The organism is Sphingopyxis sp. UBA6723 (genome assembly GCF_002454115.1).
In the GTDB taxonomy this organism is placed as follows: Bacteria; Pseudomonadota; Alphaproteobacteria; order Sphingomonadales; family Sphingomonadaceae; genus Sphingopyxis.
In genome coordinates this window covers 186,641-206,495 of record NZ_DKIH01000006.1, presented here as the reverse complement: position 1 = coordinate 206,495, position 19,855 = coordinate 186,641, and the positions used below count along the sequence as shown (strand labels likewise).

The following is a 19,855-nucleotide window of genomic DNA, read 5'->3' as shown; positions in this document are numbered from 1 at the left end:
TAGCGGGTGCGTTTTCGCTAGAGGTCGGGAGCTGCCAGCACAGTCGCCGGACGGCCCTGCGCTGCGCGCCATTCGGCGGGCCGGACAAAGTCGCCCTGCCAGATGCCGCGCCGCTTTGCCTGCGCTTCGGCTTCCTCGATCCTATAGGCATCGCTGGTCGCGACCGCCCAGCCCTGCCGTACCAGTTCGGCGCCCAGGTCCAGCCCATTCGGGAAAACAGCGGTGCGGCATGTGGCGAGCGTGCGTGCATAACGATCCTTTGCCGTCAATTCGCAATGGAGCGGCCCGCGACCAGCCAGCTTCGCCAGCGCCGATCGCGCCTCCTGCCCGCAGGGCCAACGCGCGGCGGCGCGGGCGCAACCCTGTCGATATTCGACCGCATCGACACCCGAAAGCCGGATCGACAGCGCGGTGTCATCCTGCCGAACCGTCAGGCTGTCGCCGTCGATCACATGGACCAGCGGCACGGTGACCGTTGGTGCGGGCAACCACACCCATGCTGTAAAAGCGAGACCGGTCAGCGCCATCAGCGCGGCCAACGACCGTAAGCGACGCCGCCAGCGGAGTCGGGTCAACGAAGTGCGTCCTTTCGTCATAGCCTCGCCTGACCGGCGCGGGGCTCCTTGGCAAGCGGCGAAAATCTGTTGACGAAAAGAACAAACCATGTCCATTTTGGACTAAATTCATCGCCATAAACCCGCATCAACCCACGGCAGATCCGGCAAATGGGTCCGAATTGGCGGCGAATACGAACGAACAAAAGGTGAATATCGCCGAAATGACGACATAGTTACGCCAAGGTGGAGCAAGCAGGAGGGAACATTAGATGATGGACCATGACATGCGGATTCGGTCGGACGCGGCGGCCTTTCCCGGCAATGACGGGGATGCGGGGGATTGGGGAGCGCCTCTGCCGTTCGGTCATCTGGCGCATAGGGGCGTCCCCTCGTCGCTGGTGTTCGTGGGGCCGCAGCATGCCGTCCCGGACGTTGAACAGGGCGATGGCATACGCATTGCCGCGGTCGTTCCGGCGCAGCGTGCTGCGGAACATTTGCGACAAATGGGCGCCATCGACATTGTCTGGATTGCTGCGACAGACGCGATCGAATCCGCAACGCTGGCCGATCTGTTTGCGGTCGCGGTCGAGCGAAAGAGCAGGCTGATCTGCGAGACGACGCTCGCAGCGCTCGACCGTATTGCGGGCGTGGTACCCGAAACGCTGCGAACCGAATATCTGATCGATGCCGATGGAACCGATCGGCGAATGGCCCTGGCGGCAGCCCGCCGCGCGCCGCGGATGATGGTCCACGATATTGCGCGGGGCGATGCGATGGAGCGGATCGACCAGTTGCAGGAGGAGGTGGCGCGCATATCCCGGTTGCTCGGCGATCTGGCGGGTCGGCGCGGACTGGAAGGTACTCCGACCGGCTTTGCGCCGCAGGGCGGAGACTATGCCGACTATCCGGGGCAGGTTCGCGCGTCGATCCGCGACTATGCCGCAATTCCGCGCAGCTTCGTCCCCGAACAGCGTATCCTTGACCGGCAACGCGCCAAGGCGGTGCGCCAAATGCTGCGCCAGCGGCGAATGCGCGAGCAATTTTTCCCCGCCGACCTGTTCGCCGATCCGGCGTGGGACATGCTGCTCGACCTTTACGCGGCACGGCTCGAACGCCAGCCAGTATCGGTATCAAGCCTGTGTATCGCCGCTGCCGTTCCGGCGACGACGGCGCTGCGCTGGATCAAGACGATGACCGACGCCGGATTGTTCATCCGCGAAGCTGACCCGCACGACGGTCGCCGCATCTTCATCGCGTTGGCCGAAGGCGCGTGCGATGCGCTCGCGCGCTATTTCGAGGCGCTGGAGGAATAGCGACGGCTTGCCAGCGGTGACAGGTTGTGGCAGGGGCGCGCTTCCCGGATTTCGGGGGCGCTTAGCTCAGTTGGTAGAGCATCTCGTTTACACCGAGAGGGTCGGCGGTTCGAGCCCGTCAGCGCCCACCATCCAGTCACTAGTTGACTGCATTGTCCCCGACTCAGTAATTTCATCGGCGATAATATCACAACGTGTTAGTAACTTAGCGTGATATCGGTCTCGCTCGCCGCCGACGTAGAGACGCTTTCGGTAGCTGAAATCTCGAACGATCGGACGCGGATTCTCTGTTCGACGATTTTGCCGTCGGAGTATGCGTTGGACGAAAGATGCGCATCAGGTGCGCATCTCGTCCTATGATTATGTGGAAGTGGGTTTGAGCGAGCCCGAGCATTTCGCGCTGGCCCTGCCAATCGGTTGGCAGTTTATTGGGGCGCGCGAGAAACTGCCTGTTGAGGTGCGCGGGCTGTCGACCATCAAGGATGCGCACCCATACACCCTGTTCGGCCCAGCGCCGGACGTGGTTGTAGAGGGTCTTCTTCGGGCCATAGACGTGCCTGCGACAGTCGCCCCGGCGACCACCGCTCTTCAGGGCGTGGATGATGCCTGAAAGCAGCCGCCGATCATCAACCCTCGGCATCCCGACACCACGGTGAATCCCGTTTATGGGTCTGGACCCTAGATTCGCGACGCCCCCTCCTCGACCAATGCCTCAATTGTCGGATAGCCATTGACGGCCATCAGCAAGTCCGCTTCGGCGAGGATTGACCGGAGCACGTGCGCGGCACCCTTTGCCCCGCCGATCGCAAGGCCGTAGGCGTATGGACGCCCGATCCCTACCGCCTTGGCTCCCAGTGCCAACGCCTTTATCACGTCGCTGCCCGAACGGACGCCACTGTCGAACAAGGTCGGCATTTCGCCGGCAGCCTTCACCACGTCCGGAAGCATATCGATTGCAGCAATCCCGCCATTTGCCTGGCGGCCGCCGTGGTTCGAGCAATATATTGCGTCGACCCCATGGTCAGCCGCTCGGCGAGCGTCGTCGGGGTGGCAAATGCCCTTTAAAATGATGGGCAACCGGGTGATTGATCTGAACCATTCGATGTCGCTCCACGTCAGTACCTTCCCGAATATCGCCGCCCAGGCTTGAACGGCGGCGACGATATCGTCTTCCGGCGGACGCGCCAGCGTCGCCCGGAAGACCGGATCTGAAAAATAGTTCTCAAGCACCTTGCCGCGTAGCTGGGGAAAATTCGAGGCATTGAGATCGCGGGGACGCCATCCGGTCACCCATGTGTCGAGCGTGATGACCAGCGCCTTGTAGTCGGCCGCCTCGGCACGGCGGATCAGGCTCTCGGCCAAGTCCGGATTCTTGGGAGTGTAGAGCTGGAAAAACGCCGGGACGGTTCCCGTCGCGTTCGCCACCTCTTCCAGCGGGCTGTTCGACAATGTCGAAGCGCAATAGGGGACACCGGTCATTGCAGATGCTTGCGCCGCGGCAATGTCGCCGCGCCGGTCCTGGGTGATCTCTCCGTTGACGCCGATCGGCGCCATAAAGATCGGGGAAGGTAGCGTCATCCCGAACAGGTCGATTGACAGATCGCGCGATGTGCAATCGACCAGCATGCGGGGGATCATGCCCCAATGGTGAAAGGCGCTCGCATTCGAGCGCTGGGTATGTTCGTCGCCGCATCCGCCCTGCACATAATTCAGCAGTGAGGGGGAAAGCGCATTTTCAGCGCGCTTTTCCAGCGTTGCAAAATCGACAGGATAATCGGGAAGTACCCCGCGCAGGCCGTCCTGATAGATCTGCGTCTGCAGATCGCCATAATGTCCCATTGTCCCGTCTCTCCGCTCAATCGCCGACGCATATTTGCGTGTGCCGGCCGTTCGTCCACGTCCACCAGTCGGTACCGTATCGCTTTTTTACCGGTTCAAAAGCGCAAAACAGGCCGCGTTTCTCGACATCCTTGTGGCAGCAACGCGAAAGTTACCAGCCTCATGTAAAAACTACTAGCAGGTAGATGTCTTTTGCGGCATACCCTCGCAGCGGCCCGCCATCGATAGAATGGCGCCGCAGAGGGAGGTTTTGGTGTCACTATCCGGCTGCCTTGGGTCGATGCTATGACCGTTGCCGTGTCCAGTGATTCCCTGATCCGCCCGCGCGTCTCCGGCGCTTCGCTCAAGTCCGAGTTCGTTGCCTTCAAGGTCAACCGGATCGTCGAGGCAGCGAGCCATCTTTTTTACGAGCGCGGTTACAGCAGCTGCACCCTCGACAATGTCGCGAGCCAGCTCAGCGTCACCAAGCCGTTCCTCTACTCCTATTTCAAGAACAAGGAGGCGATCCTCGCGGCGATCTGCGAGGTCGGGATCAGCGAGGCGCTGGCGGTGCTGGAAGACGTCCTGGCGCATGAGCATGGCAGCCATCGGGCACGGCTTGCCGAAGTGGTGCGCAAGGTCGGTCAGATCGTGATCGATCGGCAGGAATATGTCGTCGTTTACCAGCGCGAGATGAAACATCTGAGTGCTGAAGACTACAAGCGAATTTTGCGTCTGCGGCACAGTTTCGATCATCAGATCGGCGAGATGATCCGCGAAGGTGTTGCCAGCGGCGAATTCCGCGAGGACATCGATCCCTTCATTGCGGTGTGGATCGGCGGGCTCATCAGTTGGATTCCGACCTGGTACTCGTCCAGCGGCCAGCGATCTGCGGAAGAAGTGATCGAATATCTCGTCCAGGCCGCACTGCGGCTGGCGGGCGCGGAATAGCTTTAAAAGGACTTAGCAAAAGCAAAGGATGAACGGGCAGGATCGCCCGACTAGCATAACCAGACATGTGATTACTGACCGGTAGAAAATTATATACCCGGTATATCAGGGAGAGAGATTATGAATTCGAAGATCAAGCATTTGCTGTTGGCGACGGTCATGGGCTCGGTCGCTGTCGCGTCCCCTGTTTTGGCGCAAGACACCAACCCCGATGCCGTCACAGACGGCAATGATGACGGCACGATCATCGTGACCGCGACCAAATCGGGCAAGTCGCTGGAAGATACCGGCGCGTCGATCTCGGTGCTCGGCGCCGACGATGTCGGGGCAGGTGGTATCGAGGATGCCGGCGATCTCGCCGCAGCGGTGCCCAACGTCTCCGTTGGCGACCAGTTTGGCGTCAACCGCACCTTCATTCGCGGCATCGGCCTGACCAGCATCGATCTGGGGGCCGACGGCGCCGTTGCTTTTCTTCAGAATGGCGCGATCATCAGCCGTCCGGCGGCGCAGCTCAGCGGCTTTTATGATATCCAGCAAATCGAGGTGCTGCGCGGGCCACAGGGGACGACCTATGGCCGCGGCGCGACCGGCGGCGTGATCAATATCGTCACCGCGCGGCCGACCCCCGAATTCGACGGCTTCGCTCGCGCCACCTATGGCAATTATGATGCGCGCACTCTTGAAGCGGCGCTCGGCGGGCCGATCGCGGGCGAAAGTCTGATGTTCCGCGTTGCGGGCAAATATGAAAAGCGTGACGGCTATGGCACCAATTTATTCACCGGCAATCCGATCGACGATCGCGACGCCTATGCCATTCGCGGGTCGCTGCTTGCCAAACTGTCGCCCGACCTCGAACTGCTGATCGTCGCCGATCATTTCAAGGAAGACGATAACAATTATGCATTCCACTATTTTGGGCCGACGGTGGTGCCGGAAGCGGGGCTCGCATCGTCGCTGCTGGGCGGCAACACGATTTTCGATTATTATGCGGCGCGCGGCGAAAAGCCGGACCTGCGCAACATCTATTCGGACGAGGACGCGATCAACAAGCGCGACGGGTCGAGCATCCAGGGCATATTGACGTGGGACTCGGGTGATTTCTCGCTGGTTTCGACGACCGCCTATCGCAAGTTCAAACGCTTCAACCGCGACGACCTCGACGTGAGCGATTTCAATGCCTTTGGCCGGAACGACTACACCGAAAACAGCGAATCGTTCAGTCAGGAAGTGAATTTCAACTATAATGTCGGCAGTCTGTCGCTGCTGGGCGGCGCGACCTATTTCGAGGAAAAGCTGTTCGGCGAAGTCCGTGTTCCTACGGTCAACCTGGCATCCTATTTCAATATCGTGCTGGGCACCAACCTGCCTGCGAACCTGTTCGACAATGGCAATTATCTCCAGCGCGGCACGGTCAAGACCAAGGCCGCTGGTGCCTATCTCGAGGCGGCTTTCGAAATCCTGCCCGACCTCACGATCACCGCGGGCGCGCGTTACAACTGGGAAAAGCGCAGCGGTGTCGGGCGTTTCACCTTCGAGGCGCAGGGGCTCGATATTCCGACCGACAAGACCGGCAGCTGGGACGCGATCACGCCCAAGTTTGCCATCGAATATCGCACCCCTGGCGGCACGCTTTTCTATGGCAAGGTGACACGCGGTTTCAAATCGGGCGTCGTGAACATCGGCAGCATCAATTCGGTCATCGATCCCGAATATGTGTGGAGCTATGAAGCCGGTTTCCGCGGGGAAACCGCCGACCGGAAATTTGGTTTGTCGGGTGCGGTCTTCTATTATGACTATACCAATTTGCAGGTCGGCTTCGTCAATGCCAACAGCATCGTCGAGACGATCAATGCCGCGTCGGCGCGTAACTATGGGGTCGAACTGGAGGCGACCTTCCGCCCCGGCGACAACACGACGATCCGCGTCTATGGCACCTATCTCAACGCCAAATACAAGGACTTCTGCAACGGCTATTACGCCGCGGGCAATGCCAGCCGCCCGCAATATCCGACGTGTGCGACCGACCCGGGGCTGGTCGACCTGTCGGGCAACCGCTTGTCGAACGCGCCCAAATATACCGTTGCAGCGTTCGTCGATCAGCGTTTCAATCTCGGCAATTCCGGCTTCCTTGACCTGTCTGCCGACATCAATCTGCAGGACGAGGTTTTCTTCACCGAGTTCAACAATAATGACGCGCGGCAAGAAGCCTTTGCGCTCGTCAACGCGAGCATCACTTATCGTTCGCCTGACGAGAGATGGTCGCTGGCGCTGTGGGGCAAGAATCTGACCGACAAATATGCGCTGGCGAACACGATCATTGCCGCGCCGCTCTACAGCTTCGTGTCGGTGGGATCGCTGCGGCCGCCGCGGACCTATGGCGTAACGCTCGGGGTCGATTTCTGATCGGAGGATCGCATGATGGACGCAGCCTTCACCATCGGCCGCTATCAGGTTTATCGCTTGGAGGAGTGGCAAGGCGGCTTCAGTCCGGCCGAAGCACTCTTCGCCGAGTATGAGGATGCTGCGTTCAACCAGCAAGTGGCGGATTTCGAACCAGACTTTTTTCGCGGAGGCCTGATTTATGGCTATCTGCAAAGCTGGCTGATCGACACCGGTAGCGAGAGGATCATCGTTGATACCGGGGCGGGCAATGACAAGGACCGCCCCGGTATCCCGATCTTCGGTCAGCTGACGACCCCGTTTCTGGACGGTCTTGCGGCGGCGGGTTTCGCGCCGGGCGATATCGACAAGGTCTTTTGTACTCATCTGCACGTTGATCATGTGGGGTGGAACACCGAATGGCGCGATGGCGGCTGGCAGCCGACCTTTCCCAAGGCGCGCTACTATTTCCCGCGGGCCGATGAAGAGGCGTGGAATCCGGCCAAGGCGCAGTATGCGACGCTCGCTGGTGCGGGTGTGAACGCCAATGTGTTCGAGGATAGCGTTCAGCCGATCATCGATGCGGGGCTGGCCGAGCTGATCGACGATGGCGCCCTGATCGCGCCGGGGATGACCGCTTGGACGTCGCCAGGACACACGCCGGGGCATATGGTTCTGGAGGTCGAGAACGACGGCGAAACGGCGCTGTTTACCGGTGACATATTGCATCACCCGATGCAGATTGCGCGCCCCGACTGGAATAGCGTCTATTGCGAAGACCGGATCGCCGCCGCTGATACGCGGAGGCGCATTCTTCATCGTGCGAGTGCAAAAGGCGCGCGGATCGTACCGGCGCATTTTGGTGCCCCGCATTCGGTGTTTGTCGAACGCCGTGACGATGGGACATTCGCGCCGCGCTACCGCTAGTTTTCAGGGAGACGATTTGTGACCGACCTCCGCGTGCCTTCTTTTTCTCCCGACGATGTTGCGCTGAAGGCCGATCCGTACATCGCCTTCGCCCGATTGCGCGAAGACGATCCAATCCATCGCTCCGATCTGGGCTATTGGGTGGTCAGCCGCCACGAAGATGTTCGCGCCGTCCTCATGAACCGCGACGATTTCGGCCAGGGCGATTTTGTCGAGAACATTCGGCTCTTTTATGGTCCCGATTTCGATGTGATGGGACAACGCGGCTACAAATGGCTGTCCGAGGTATTCCTGATGCAGGACCCGCCGCGCCACACGCGGGTGCGCGGGCTGGTGACGGGGGCGCTGACTGCCAGGCGCGTGCGCGCGATGGAGCCTCGGATTCGTGAAATTGCCGACCGGTTGATCGACGGCTTAGCGGGCGACGGGCACGGCGACCTGATTGCCCGGTTTGCCTATGAACTGCCGGTGCGCGTCATGTGCGATATGCTCGGTATCGATCCCGACGACGATCGGCTGCCTGCGGTCATTGATGCCATTGCGCAAAGTTTCATCGTTTTCGAAGCGCGCGCGTTGACCGATACCGAACTGGCGACGGCGAACACGCAGATTGCGGTGTTGCAGAATTTCTTTGAGTCGCTGTTCAACGAACGCAAGGCCGTGCCTCAGGACGATCTCGCGACCGCACTGGTTCACGCGGGCGGGGTGGAGGATGCGCTGTCGCACGACGAGCTGGTCACTGTAGCGATCGGATTGTTCGGCGCCGGATTCGAGACAACCGCACATATGATCGGCAACGGCCTCCTCAGCTTCAGCCGCTTTCCTGATCAGTGGCAACGTCTGGTCGGCGATCCGGCGGCTTATGCCGCCGGGACGGTCGATGAGGTGCTGCGCTACGAAAGCTCGCTCATCGCCACCTATCGCACCGCGCTGCGCGCGACGCAGGTTCGGGGAGAGGCCATCGCGAAGGGCGAAAAGATCCTCACCCTGATCGGCGCCGGAAATCGCGACCCGCGCGTGTTCGATAATCCTGACAGCTTCGACATCGGGCGCGACAATGCGGCGCGACATCTCAGCTTTGGTGGCGGTATCCATTTCTGCGTGGGCGCCGAACTTGCGCGGCTGGAAGGGCGAATCGCGTTTGAGAGACTGGCGACGCGGCTGCCGGGAATGACGGTCGACACCGATGCACCGGCTTGGCGCGACGGATTTTTGTTTCGCGGCATGAGCACGCTTCCCGCCCGCTGGTGACGTCTTAGGGCGTGACGACAATCTTGCCGATGCGCGTGCCCGAGCCGAGCGCGCGGAACGCTGCCGGGGCTTCGGCGAGCGGGAAAATCTGATCGACCCACGATTGGATCCGGCCGCGTTCTGCAAGGCGGAAGATGATCCCCAATATGGCCCGCACTCGCGCGGGATCGCTTTCGCCAAGATAGCGAGCATCGACTCCCGCGAGTTCGCCGGACTTCAACAGTGGGAGATTGGCAGGGAGCTGTGGAATGCCGTCGCTCGATGCAAATCCGACCACGAGGTGGCGCCCATGCTTGGCGAGCGAACGGAAGCAGGGCTCGAACAACGGACCACCCACGGGATCAAAGACCCGGTCGATCCCCGCGGGGTATCGGACCTTCAGCTGCTTGCGCCAGTCAGGGTCGCGATAGTCGAGCACCATGTCCGCGCCGAGCGCCGCGACATGGCGCATCTTGGCCTCGCCCGACGCGAGCCCGATGACGACACCACCGCAAGCATGCGCGAGTTGCACCGCCGCCGATCCGACGCCGCCGGAGGCGCCGGTGACGAGCAGCGACTGGCTTGCCTGGTAATGACCGCGGTCGAACAGGCCGTAGTGCGCGGTCAGGAAATCGAGGATCAGCGCCGAAGCAGCTGGCGCTTCAAGGGTGTCGGGAACTGCCACGCTGCTTGCCGCGTGGACGATCGCCTGCTCGGCGAGGCCGCCGCCGAATTGCCAGCTTGCGATACGCTGGCCCGGTACAAAACCCGTCACGCCCGCACCCAGCGCTTCGATGCAGCCGACGATTTCACCGCCTGGCGTGAAAGGAAGGGGCGGCTGTGCCTGATAGAGACCACGCATCACCAGCGCATCGACAAAGCCCAATGATGTCGCCTCGACGCGCAGGAGGATTTCGCCCGCACCCGGCGCGCCCGCCGATCGTTCTTCGAGCGCGAAGTCCTCAACCGCGCCCAGGCGATGTCCCTGAAAGGCTTTCATCCGGTTTAACCTCGCTGCCGCTCAACCGGCCTCGGCGAGAGGCTGGCGGTCGCTGGCAGTATTGCCGAACTCCAGATCGTCGGCCTTCGGCGAGCGCGTCATGCGCCAGAAGGCATCGTTGCGCCACGGCGTGATCGCGATGACGCGGCCCTTCGCATTGCGGTACCAGTTTTCGGTGCCGGGGTGGGTCCACACCAGTTTCTCGTGCGCTGCGTCGATCTGGCGGCGATAGTCCTGATAGACGGCCTCTTTCACCTCGACTGTGTCGGCGCCGCGCGCGGCACTTGCCAGCACGACTTCACCGGCAAAATGCATCTGATTTTCGATATTGCGGATCATGCTGCCACCGTGACCCGACCCGACATTGGGGCCGAGCAGGATGAACAGATTGGGAAAGCCCGGCACGAGGGTGCCGAGATAGGCTGCGGCGTCATCCTCACCCCACAGATCGCGCAGCACCTGGCCGTTGCGCCCGATGACATCATAGGATCCAAGCACTCTCGTGGTCTGGAATCCGGTGGCAAGAATGATGACATCGGCCTCGACCTCGATCCCCGATGACGAGATCAGCCGATTGCCTTCGACGCGCGCCAGATGTTCGGGGATCAGCCGGACGTTCGGCTTGCGGAGCGTCCGATACCACCCATTGTCGAGCAGCATCCGCTTGGCGAAGGGGGGATAGTCGGGCAGCACGTCATCGATCAGTTCCGGGCGATCGGCCAGCTGCTCATGAACATAGCGAGTGAAATGACGACGATGACCGTCGTTGATCTCGTTCACCGCGCGCTCGGGATGCGGCCATTCGGGATCACGGCGCAGCGTGCCGTGAACGCGGTCGTTGAACGTCCACGACAAGCGTTGTTCCAGCCACGCCCGGTAAAGCGGCACGGCCCGCATCAGGTAGCGTACACCGTTGGGAACGTCCTTGCGGAATTGCGGGAACGGCGCCGCCCATTGTTTGGACCGTGCAAACAGCGTGAGCGCGCTGGCCTCGTCGGCAACCGCCGGGGCCACCTGCATTCCCGACGCGCCATTGCCGATCACCGCGATGCGCTTGCCCGACAGGTTGACGTCCTTTGGCCAGCGACTGGTGTGAATCACCTCGCCTGAAAAGGAGTCGAGGCCTTCGATTTTGGGATATTGCGGGATGTTGAGAATGCCGACGGCGCTGAAAAGATAGTCGCCGCGGTACGTGGCGGTCGAGCCGTCGGGCTTCGACACCATCACCTCCCATTGACCGGCGTCGTCGATCCAGCGCGCCGATTCGACTTTCGACTTGAACTGCGCGCGGGCCGGGAGCCCATATTCGCGCGCGGTGTCGAGCAGATAGTCTTCGATTTCGTCGCGTAGCGGGAAATATTTCGACCAGTCGTTCGGACGGCACGAGAATGTGTAGGTCAGTGAGGGGGTGTCGACCCCGCATCCGGGATAGCGATTCTCGAACCAAGTGCCGCCGAAATCCTCGTTCTTCTCGAAGATGACATAGTCGATGCCCAGCCGCTGAAGTTCGATTCCGGCGCAAATGCCCGATATCCCGGCGCCGATGACGATGGCGGATTTCGTCTTGAGCAGCGGAGGTATGTCGCGCTTGGCCGGCACTGGCATCATGCCGGCAGCAACAATATCGCCATATTCCTCGGGGACATGTTCGGTCATCGCGACGCTCAGCATCTTGGCCAGATGAGCGTTGTCGGGCTGGGGCAGGGCAAGCGGCTTGCCCGTCAACCAGTCTTCGATCGCCTGACGCGCGTGGTCGCGTATCGTGCGCTGGATATCCTCGGGCAGCTGACCGCTATCATTGTCATCGAGTCCCGGCGCCCGTTTCGGCAGAAAGGGCTCCTTGATCCATTTTGTTTTGCCGGTCATCTGGTGAAGCAGCATCAGAAGGGCAGGGATATTTCCCTGCTCGATCCCCGAGGCCAGAAGTTGCCAGTCGACCTGGTCAGCAGCGATCGGCCGGTCAAGGGTGTGGGTCATGTCGAAAATATCCTGGCGCAAGCGAAGAAAGGGGAGAGCGAAGTTATCTTATCGCCGGAATGGCGGCGTTGGCGGCCCGAACCTGTCGGATTAAACAGGCGGTTCATGGCGCGAAGGATTCGCGGCGAACCCGCAGACCCGCGGCTTCACGGTCCCACGTGTCGTCTGTCACGCCCTCGCGCCGGAGGTCGGTCTTCAAAACCTTGGCCGACGGCGTCTTGGGGAGCTCGTCCAACACCCGGAAATACCGAGGGACCATGAAATAGGGCATGGTTTCTATCAGGAATTCGGCCAGCGCGCGGCAGTCGATCGACCGGCCGGGAACGGGCGCGACGACGACCATCACCTCGTCTTCCGAGTATTCGCTCGGCACCGCGATCGCGGCGGCTTCGCGCACGTCAGGGTGGCGGCAGACATCGGCCTCGACTTCGAAGGAGGAGATGTTTTCACCGCGGCGGCGGATCGCATCCTTCACCCGATCGACAAAATAATAATAGCCGTCCGCGTCGCGCCGAAAAGCGTCGCCGGTATGAAACCATCCGTTGCGCCATGCGGCGGCGGTCGCTTCGGGATTGGCGTTATAGCCGCTGTTCATAGCCCATGGCCGGTCGGTGCGAACCAGCATCTCGCCGATTTCGCCGACGGCGACTTCGCAATCATTGCCGTCAACAAGACGAACGTCGACGCCGGAACGGACGCGGCCGCAGGTTCCGATCTTCGTCGGATTGGCCTCCGACACGACGGGCGACGAAATCTCGGTCATGTTGAAAATCGTATAGATGTCGATGCCGAAGCGCTCCGTAAAGGCAGGCGCGTCGCCGGTCAGCGGCACCATGAAAGCCTTTTGCACGCCATGTTCGCGGTCCTGCGGCGACGGCGGCGCCTTGAGCAGGAAGGTCGCCATGACACCGAGCAGGAAGACTACCGTCGCCCCGGTGCGCTTGGCGACCGACCAGAATTCGTCGGTCGAAAAATTGTCGATCATCGCAACCGAAGCGCCCCGTGCCAGCATCACAAAGGGTGGCCCCATGCCGCCGATATGAAAGATCGGCGCAACGCACATATAGCGGTCGTCCTCGCCGACCATCGGCCAGCTTTCCGGCCCGGCGTTCGAGAACATGTGGAGATAGGAGGACAGAACGCCTTTCGAAGGGCCAGTCGTCCCCGAGGTGTAGATGATCGACTGAATATCCCAAGGCTCGATCGGGCGTTCCAGCGGCAATTCATCAGATGGGTCGCCGATCACGTCATCGAACCGCACCGACGCGAGCGGCGTTTCCGCCACCACGTTTGCGGTCGTGACAACCAGCAGCTCAAGACCGGCGAGATCGACCTCCGCCAGACGCGGGACCAGGTCGGGATGGACGAGCAAGGTCCGGGCGGACGAGTTCGCCAGCACATGCTCGAGCAATCCACCACGGTATGCCGTGTTGAAGGGTACAAACACGGCGCCGAGATAGTTGATCGCATAAAAAGCGATCAGCGCGTCGGGCCCATTGGGCAGCCACACCGCGACATGTTCGCCCTGCCGGACGCCCAGTTGGCGAAGCCCGGCGGCTTTGGCACGAACGCGCACATGGATATCGGCGAAACTCCATTCCGAGCCGTCGGCAAAGACGACATGCGCCTTGTTCGGGCGCTCGACTGCCCAGCGGTCGAGTAGATAGCGCAACACGCATTCGTCGCGATTGGGAATGCGCGGGTCCTGAAAATCTCGCGATCTTGCGGCGTTCGGCATGGTCGTTCCTTTATCTGCGGTCGCTATGGCCATGGTCGATCGTGTCGTCAGGCAGCGCGGCGCAGGATTTCGAGTATGTCGGCGGCAGAGGTAACGGGTCGGGGGTTGGTGCGGCCCCAGATGTCGAGCAGCGTGTATTCGGCAACCTGCTGAAAGCGCGACGCATCGACGCCGACGTCGCTCAGTCGGCGCGGCATGCCCAGCCCGGAGATAAACGCGTCAAGTGCGGCCGAAGCGCTCGCGTGCTCGCCACCGAATACGGCCAGTGTGCGCGCCTGGCGGCTGGCGTCATGCTCGGCGTTCCACGCCAGCACATAAGGCGACATGACGCACGACGTGTAGCCATGCGGGACGTCGCAGGTGCCGCCCAGGATGTGGCCGATCGCATGACTCGCCCCCATCGGCACGCCGCCAATGATGCTGATCATCGATTGCCAGGCGCCGATCTGGCATTTCAGCCGCGCTTCCAGATCGCCGGGATCGGCTTTGACCCGCGGCAACCCCTCGACCAGCAACCGTAGTGCGCTTTCGGCCAGTCCGTCGGCGAAATCGTTCGACTGGTACGACGACAAGGTCTCGACCGCATGATCCACCGAACGAACGCCCGTGGAGAGCCAGAGCCATTCGGGTGTATGACGCGTGATCGACGGATCGAGCACGACCATGACCGGCGCCATGTTGCGGTGCTCATAGCCCTGCTTGTGCTGGGTCGCCTCGTCGGTAGCGCCCGACAGCGCATTGAACTCGCCGCCCGACAGCGTTGTTGGAACGCAAATAACAGGAATGTCGGGACCGACGGTGATTGGGTTGATCACTTCGCCTGCGTCCGTGACATATGTACGCAGCGGCTCGAACGCTTCGACGCTTCGTACATCATGCTTGATTAACAGCGCGACGATCTTGGCCGCGTCGGTCGCTGAACCGCCGCCGACGGAGACAATCAGGTCGGCGCCGACGGCGCGGGCGGCATCGGCGGCTTTCAGCACATCGGCGCGCGGCGCGTGCGACGCAATGCCGCTGTAGGTGCCGCCGTGATGGGCGCCTAGACCCGCTTCGATCTTTTGGATTTCATCGGTATTTTCCCGCAGGCTCGACGAAGCGAGCAGAAAGACCTTTTTGCATCCCATTTTACCCGCTTCGTCAGCGATCGCCTCTGCGGTCGGGACGCCCATTGTCACGCGTTCGGTGCGGGTAAAGCGCAATTCGCTTGGGGTGATCTCAGCCATCGTCTCACTCTCCTTTAATCGTCCAGTCTGTGCCGGACTCGTGAATCAGATAGTGACAGGACAAGCAGATACTGGCTAGTATATTTTTCAACTGATGAGAATGTTGTCGGCCGCGCACAGTTGTTGGAGGGGAACCAAGTCAATATGAACGAACGGGAAAATGGCGTGCAGCCGCCTATCGCAAACATTCGCATTCTTGAATTTTCCGGGCTCGGTCCAACTCCGTTCGGCGCGATGCTGCTCGCCGACCTCGGCGCCGACGTCCTGCGGATCGAGCGGTTCGGTGCGGCGCGCCCAATGGGCGGCGATCCGCAATATGATTTTCTCTATCGCAACCGACGGTCGGTTGCGATCGATCTGAAGTCGCCTGCGGGATCAGCGCTGGTTCGCGATTTGGCGACGCGGGCCGACGTCGTCATCGAAGGCTATAGACCGGGGGTGATGGAGCGTCTCGGGCTGGGACCAGATACGCTCTGCGAAACGAATGAGCGACTGATTTACGCGCGTATGAGCGGCTGGGGACAAACCGGGCCGCTGGCATCGCGCGCGGGACATGACATCAATTATCTCGCGCTAACCGGTGCGCTGTTTCCGATGGGATCAAGCGACGCGCCGCCAACCCCACCCCTCAACCTCGTCGGCAATTTTGGCGGTGGCGGGACATTTCTTGCCATGGGCGTGCTCGCCGCGCTGCTCGAGCGGCAGCGATCAGGTAGGGGTCAGGTTCTTGACGTGGCGATGGTTGACGGAATTTCAGTTCTATTGACCCAAATGGCAGGCTGGATGCAGATGGGTCTATGGAATCAGGGCCGCGGCGAAAATCTGCTCGATGGCAGCGCCTATTTCTATCGCTGCTATGCAACCGCCGATGGTCGGCACATGGCTGTCGGCGCACTCGAACGTAATTTCCATGATGCGTTTTTGGTGGGGCTTGGGCTCGAACCGCAGCATTTTGACGACTATCTCAATCCCGCGGTCTGGCCCGATCGTATTGCCCAGATCGAGCCGTTATTCCGGTCGCGACCGCAGCGCGAGTGGCGCGCAATTTTCGATGAACTGGACGCCTGCGTCTCCCCCGTGCTGACGTTTCATGAGGCGGCCGACCACCCGGCAAATCGGGTGCGACACGTCCATGCGCATTCTGGTTCGTCACTGCAGCCAGCGCCCGCTCCAAGATTTTCGCGGTCACCGAGCCGAACACCGAGCGCCGTGGTCTCGAAGTGCGATATTTCCGAGAGTTTGATGAGCTGGGCCGTGACGGCCGATGAGATCCGGTCGCTGCAGGTTGAGGGGGTTCTGCGGTAGCGCCTTGAAGGTTCGATATGGACGCGACTGTTCGAACTTGCACAATGGCTGGGTGCGGGCGCAAGCCGTGACGTATCGGACGCGACGGTCTAAGCCTATTCGCGCCGAACTGGAACGCGCCGATTTGAACGGGATGGCCGACCTTGCAGTGCCGAAGCGGTCCTTCCGCTAGTCGGAGAGAACGAGGCCGAGGAAATGACTATCGGACCAGCCGCTCTTCCTGCCGGTGGCCAGCGCTGCGAGATCGAGCTTCGCCTGCCGCACAATGGTGAAGCGCCTCGAAGGGATCACATAAAGTCGCTGTTCGCCCGCGCCGGCGGCGACGACTAGATCAGCAGGGAGCATGTCGGCGTGGGCCGTGATATCGGTCGAGGCGGTTACGGCATCCTTGGCGGGTGTGGCGCGCGGCAGCCACCAGGTCAGCCCATAAGCCGGATTGGCGGCACTTCCCTTGAAAAGCTCTGCGAGCGCCCCCCGATCGACAAGCGGCTTGCCATCGACCTGCCCGCCTGTGCGGACAAATTCTCCGATCTTCGCCCACTCCTCTGCGGCGAGAACAAGGCCTTGGGGCATCAGGGGCGCTCCATCGGGACCGCTTCGCCAACCCCCGACGTTCACGCCGATCGGGCCGAGGACACGCCGCTCAATATAGAGGCGCGGATTGCCGTCCTCGCCTTTGGCGACGAGCTTGCGGAGCATGATCTCGCCGAAAATCTGCATCGGCGCCGGACCATATTGGAACTTGCTGCCCGGCAGCGCGCTGAGCGGAGTCTTTAGCGAATCGAGATAGCCTTGGGGCCGGCCGACGGTCGAGGCCTGCCCGCCAGTCATCGAAAGCAACTGGCGAAGCGTGATCTGCGCCTTTTCACGATCGTTTTTCCATTCGGCAAGCGTGTCCGATGCCTGCTCGTCGAGCGTCAACAGCCCATCCTGCACCGCAGCGGCCGCCATCAGCCCCACGATGCTTTTGGTGCCCGACCACAGTTCCTGCGGTGTTGCGATATCGGCTGACCGGCAGCGGACCTTTCCGCCCTCGAGCACCAGCAGCGCGACGCCGTTATGCGCTTCGGAATAGGCGATCGCTGCGGCACAGCCGGGAAGCGGGGCAGGTTCGGCCGCCAGCGCGGGGACCGCCGCAACGGCGGCAGCGAGAAGGAGGGTGGTGCGCTTCAAAATCCTGCTCCCGTTTCTGATGCTTGTCATTGTTGATATTATCGATAATAATTTCAATCGCAATCATCGATTGCTCGCGCGCTTTGCCGGATTAGGATGGCGCCGAAATCATGGAAAGCCGAACGGAGAGACATGGCCGCGACGAAAACCGAAGAGGACAGCGCGCCGACGCAGGACCGCGTGATCGCGCGCCTGTTGACCGACGACATCGTCGAATGGCGGATCCCGCCCGGATCGTGGCTGCGCGAGCGCGAGATCGCCGCGCGCTTCGGGGTGAGCCATGCCCCGGTTCGCGAGGCGTTCCGGCATCTCGCGCGCATCGGACTCGTCAAGGTCGTGCCGTGGCGCGGCACTTATGTCATCGACATCGACGAGCATGCCGCGAACGAGGTCTATGAACTGTGGAAATCGCTGTTCGGGGTCGTTTGCCGGCTGGCCGCCGCTGAAATGACCGATCGCGACGGGCGCGAACTCATGCATCGGCTCGTCGAATATAAGGATGTCACCCAGCGCACCGACAACACGTTCGAGCATATCAAGGTCTCGAACCGCATCGGTCGCTTTATCGCCAAACGCAGCAACGCGCCGCTCGCGCTCGAGCTTCTCGATCGGGTCGCGCTGCTCGCGCGCTGGCAGCACAATGTCTATACCGACAGCTATATCGAGACGCATGGCAACGAGGCGGCGAAGCGCTCGGCCATTTTGTACGACGAACTTTGTCGGCATATCGTCGCGCGCAACGGCGACGCAGCCGATGCGGTGGCGCGTGCCTTGATCGGCGTGACACAGGACAGCTTCGGGCGCGCGCTCGAGGAATATAAGGCACGCCACGCAAAGCCCAAGCCGGGTCGTCGTCGTACGAAAGCGACATGAGCGGTTTTCCAAGCGACCGCCGCACGCTCCTCAAGGCCGGTCTCGCGGCGCCGATCGCGTTGCAGGCCGGACCCGCTGCGGGCGCATCGGGGGATTTGACGATGCTCGGACCCGAACGATTGTTCGCCGATGTCAAAAGCTATGCCGAGGCTGGCAACAAGCAATCGGGCGGGGCAGGCGACGGCTGGACCGCCGATTGGACCGCCAAACGCTTGACTGCGGCCGGGTTCGAGGTCGAACGCCAGACGTTCGATGTGCCGTGGTTCGAGGCTTCGCGCTGCGAACTCGTTCTGGGGGATCTCGGGGTGCCGCTCGTGGCGCAGCCACTGGCGATCGAGACCGGCGAAACCGGGCTCAAAGGCCCGCTGCGCCTTGTCGAAGCCGCCGGTCGCCTCGACGGAGCGATCGCCGTGCTGCGCTTGCCGTATCGCCGCTGGTCGAGCCTCGTCGATCGCGCCGTCCGCGACCCGCTCGCCGATGCGCTGGCGCGCGGTGCGAGCGCCGTCATTCTCGTTACGACCGGCCCGACCGGCGAAGCCTTGCTCCTTAATGCGCCGGCCGATCGGCCTGCCTCTGACAATCCGCTGGCCTTGCTCGCGCCGCGGCTTGCCGCGCCGGTGATCGAGGCCGCGCGCCACAGCGCCGCGGCGAAACTGATGCTTCGCGGTCGCGGCGGCACGCGCGCGGCGCAGAATGTGATCGGTCGGCGCGTTCTCCCGGGCCGCCCCTGGCTCGTCGTCTCGACGCCGCGCTCGGGCTGGACCGATTGCGCGGGGGAGCGGGGGCCTGGCATCGCGATCTGGCTCGCGCTCGCCGACTGGATACCGCGCGCCTTCCCGCAGCACAGCCTGCTCTTTGTCTGCAACAGCGGGCATGAATATGAAAATCTCGGCGCAAGCCATATCGTCGAAAAGGTCGGCCCGCCGACAGGCGATACCGCTTTCTGGCTGCATCTTGGCGCCAATGCCGCGACGCGCGATTATCAGGAAACGCCGGGGCGCCTGCTGCCGCTACCGAGCGCCGATCCCTATCGCTTTTTGATGACCTCGCCCGGATTCGTCGAGCGCGCCCGCCACATATTCAAAGGCCAGCCCGGATTAGAGATGGCCTATCCCTCGTCCGAAGGGACTGCCGGTGAACTCTCCGAGGTCATCAAGGCCGGTTACCCGCGCCATGCCGGCATTTTCGGTGCCCATCGTCATCACCATGCCGCGACCGACGATCTGTCGACCGTCGCGCCCGGACCGCTTGCCGCTACGGCGCGCGGCGTTCGAGACCTGCTGATCGCCAGCGTCGCCTAAATCGCCAAACGGTGCGCCGGGTGCCGCATTTTTCCGGCTTGACTCGTGCGCGCTTATGCACAAAATTATCGATAATAATTGCGATAA

Annotated in this window: 16 protein-coding genes, 1 tRNA gene and 1 pseudogene; 9 read left to right on the top strand and 9 right to left on the bottom strand. The window is 61.8% G+C overall.

The genetic code is table 11. The features are described 5' to 3' along the window. Positions 1–17 precede the first annotated feature (17 nt). Positions 18–575 carry a thermonuclease family protein gene (locus B4F07_RS04570; protein ID WP_293704559.1) on the bottom strand — a complete coding sequence of 186 codons (558 nt, stop codon included), beginning with the start codon at positions 573–575 and terminating at the stop codon, positions 18–20. A 251-nt stretch (positions 576–826) separates the two neighbouring features. On the opposite strand from B4F07_RS04570, the gene B4F07_RS04565 reads away from it, so the two are divergent. Both B4F07_RS04565 and B4F07_RS04560 read left to right on the top strand, forming a co-directional pair. Further along, entirely contained in the window at positions 827–1,870 is a 1,044-nt protein-coding gene (locus B4F07_RS04565) for a MarR family winged helix-turn-helix transcriptional regulator (RefSeq protein WP_293702396.1), read from the top strand. A 55-nt stretch (positions 1,871–1,925) separates the two neighbouring features. Then, positions 1,926–2,001, top strand: a tRNA-Val gene (locus B4F07_RS04560). A 359-nt stretch (positions 2,002–2,360) separates the two neighbouring features. Here B4F07_RS04560 and B4F07_RS04555 read toward each other — a convergent pair. Next, positions 2,361–2,513 (bottom strand): annotated as a pseudogene (locus tag B4F07_RS04555) (transposase); the annotation flags it as partial. 35 nt (positions 2,514–2,548) lie between these two features. Further along, the gene (locus B4F07_RS04550) at positions 2,549–3,709 is read right to left on the bottom strand and encodes an alpha-hydroxy-acid oxidizing protein (protein ID WP_293702393.1); all 1,161 of its coding nucleotides are present in this window, start codon (positions 3,707–3,709) and stop codon (positions 2,549–2,551) included. Between the two features lie 297 nt (positions 3,710–4,006). On the opposite strand from B4F07_RS04550, the gene B4F07_RS04545 reads away from it, so the two are divergent. From B4F07_RS04545 to B4F07_RS04530, 4 genes are all read left to right on the top strand, one after another. Beyond that, positions 4,007–4,639 carry a TetR/AcrR family transcriptional regulator gene (locus tag B4F07_RS04545; RefSeq protein WP_293702348.1) on the top strand — a complete coding sequence of 211 codons (633 nt, stop codon included), beginning with the start codon at positions 4,007–4,009 and terminating at the stop codon, positions 4,637–4,639. Between the two features lie 120 nt (positions 4,640–4,759). After that, positions 4,760–7,042: a TonB-dependent receptor gene (locus B4F07_RS04540; protein ID WP_293702345.1), complete on the top strand. Its 2,283-nt coding sequence runs from the start codon at positions 4,760–4,762 to the stop codon at positions 7,040–7,042. Between the two features lie 12 nt (positions 7,043–7,054). Further along, positions 7,055–7,945, top strand: coding sequence for an MBL fold metallo-hydrolase (locus B4F07_RS04535; RefSeq protein WP_293702343.1), 891 nt, complete (start codon positions 7,055–7,057; stop codon positions 7,943–7,945). 18 nt (positions 7,946–7,963) lie between these two features. Continuing rightward, positions 7,964–9,196 (top strand): cytochrome P450, encoded by a 1,233-nt coding sequence (locus tag B4F07_RS04530; RefSeq protein ID WP_293702340.1) that lies wholly within the window; start codon positions 7,964–7,966, stop codon positions 9,194–9,196. Between the two features lie 4 nt (positions 9,197–9,200). Here B4F07_RS04530 and B4F07_RS04525 read toward each other — a convergent pair whose 3' ends face one another. From B4F07_RS04525 to B4F07_RS17440, 5 genes are all read right to left on the bottom strand, one after another. After that, positions 9,201–10,175, bottom strand: coding sequence for an NADPH:quinone oxidoreductase family protein (locus B4F07_RS04525; protein ID WP_293702337.1), 975 nt, complete (start codon positions 10,173–10,175; stop codon positions 9,201–9,203). A gap of 21 nt (positions 10,176–10,196) precedes the next feature. Further along, positions 10,197–12,152, bottom strand: a complete 1,956-nt coding sequence (locus B4F07_RS04520; RefSeq protein ID WP_293702334.1) for a flavin-containing monooxygenase — start codon at positions 12,150–12,152, stop codon at positions 10,197–10,199. 103 nt (positions 12,153–12,255) lie between these two features. Next, a complete protein-coding gene (locus tag B4F07_RS04515) occupies positions 12,256–13,890 on the bottom strand; it encodes an AMP-binding protein (protein ID WP_293704558.1) in 1,635 nt (544 codons plus the stop codon). A 47-nt stretch (positions 13,891–13,937) separates the two neighbouring features. Beyond that, positions 13,938–15,116, bottom strand: a complete 1,179-nt coding sequence (locus B4F07_RS04510; protein WP_293702328.1) for an iron-containing alcohol dehydrogenase — start codon at positions 15,114–15,116, stop codon at positions 13,938–13,940. Positions 15,117–15,203: 87 nt separating this feature from the next. Next, entirely contained in the window at positions 15,204–15,431 is a 228-nt protein-coding gene (locus B4F07_RS17440) for a hypothetical protein (protein WP_414711726.1), read from the bottom strand. On the opposite strand from B4F07_RS17440, the gene B4F07_RS04505 reads away from it, so the two are divergent. After that, positions 15,351–16,421: a CaiB/BaiF CoA transferase family protein gene (locus tag B4F07_RS04505; protein ID WP_414711724.1), complete on the top strand. Its 1,071-nt coding sequence runs from the start codon at positions 15,351–15,353 to the stop codon at positions 16,419–16,421. The genes B4F07_RS17440 and B4F07_RS04505 overlap by 81 nt on opposite strands. A 168-nt stretch (positions 16,422–16,589) precedes the next feature. Here the strand turns inward: B4F07_RS04505 and B4F07_RS04500 are convergent, their stop codons facing one another. Further along, a complete protein-coding gene (locus B4F07_RS04500; RefSeq protein ID WP_293702322.1) occupies positions 16,590–17,594 on the bottom strand; it encodes a serine hydrolase domain-containing protein in 1,005 nt (334 codons plus the stop codon). A 132-nt stretch (positions 17,595–17,726) separates the two neighbouring features. On the opposite strand from B4F07_RS04500, the gene B4F07_RS04495 reads away from it, so the two are divergent. Next, entirely contained in the window at positions 17,727–18,467 is a 741-nt protein-coding gene (locus B4F07_RS04495) for a GntR family transcriptional regulator (protein WP_293702319.1), read from the top strand. Beyond that, positions 18,464–19,768 carry a hypothetical protein gene (locus B4F07_RS04490; protein ID WP_293702316.1) on the top strand — a complete coding sequence of 435 codons (1,305 nt, stop codon included), beginning with the start codon at positions 18,464–18,466 and terminating at the stop codon, positions 19,766–19,768. The genes B4F07_RS04495 and B4F07_RS04490 overlap by 4 nt, the downstream gene beginning before the upstream one ends. The last annotated feature ends 87 nt before the right edge of the window (positions 19,769–19,855 follow it).

Excerpts from the sequence above, each read along its gene's own strand:
- B4F07_RS04565 (WP_293702396.1), top strand. The coding sequence starts at position 827 with ATGATGGACCATGACATGCGGATTCGGTCGGACGCGGCGGCCTTTCCC.
- B4F07_RS04550 (WP_293702393.1), bottom strand. The coding sequence starts at position 3,709 with ATGGGACATTATGGCGATCTGCAGACGCAGATCTATCAGGACGGCCTG.
- B4F07_RS04540 (WP_293702345.1), top strand. The coding sequence starts at position 4,760 with ATGAATTCGAAGATCAAGCATTTGCTGTTGGCGACGGTCATGGGCTCG.
- B4F07_RS04535 (WP_293702343.1), top strand. The coding sequence starts at position 7,055 with ATGATGGACGCAGCCTTCACCATCGGCCGCTATCAGGTTTATCGCTTG.
- B4F07_RS04525 (WP_293702337.1), bottom strand. The coding sequence starts at position 10,175 with ATGAAAGCCTTTCAGGGACATCGCCTGGGCGCGGTTGAGGACTTCGCG.
- B4F07_RS04520 (WP_293702334.1), bottom strand. The coding sequence starts at position 12,152 with ATGACCCACACCCTTGACCGGCCGATCGCTGCTGACCAGGTCGACTGG.
- B4F07_RS04515 (WP_293704558.1), bottom strand. The coding sequence starts at position 13,890 with ATGCCGAACGCCGCAAGATCGCGAGATTTTCAGGACCCGCGCATTCCC.
- B4F07_RS04510 (WP_293702328.1), bottom strand. The coding sequence starts at position 15,116 with ATGGCTGAGATCACCCCAAGCGAATTGCGCTTTACCCGCACCGAACGC.
- B4F07_RS04505 (WP_414711724.1), top strand. The coding sequence starts at position 15,351 with ATGCTGCTCGCCGACCTCGGCGCCGACGTCCTGCGGATCGAGCGGTTC.
- B4F07_RS04495 (WP_293702319.1), top strand. The coding sequence starts at position 17,727 with ATGGCCGCGACGAAAACCGAAGAGGACAGCGCGCCGACGCAGGACCGC.
- B4F07_RS04490 (WP_293702316.1), top strand. The coding sequence starts at position 18,464 with ATGAGCGGTTTTCCAAGCGACCGCCGCACGCTCCTCAAGGCCGGTCTC.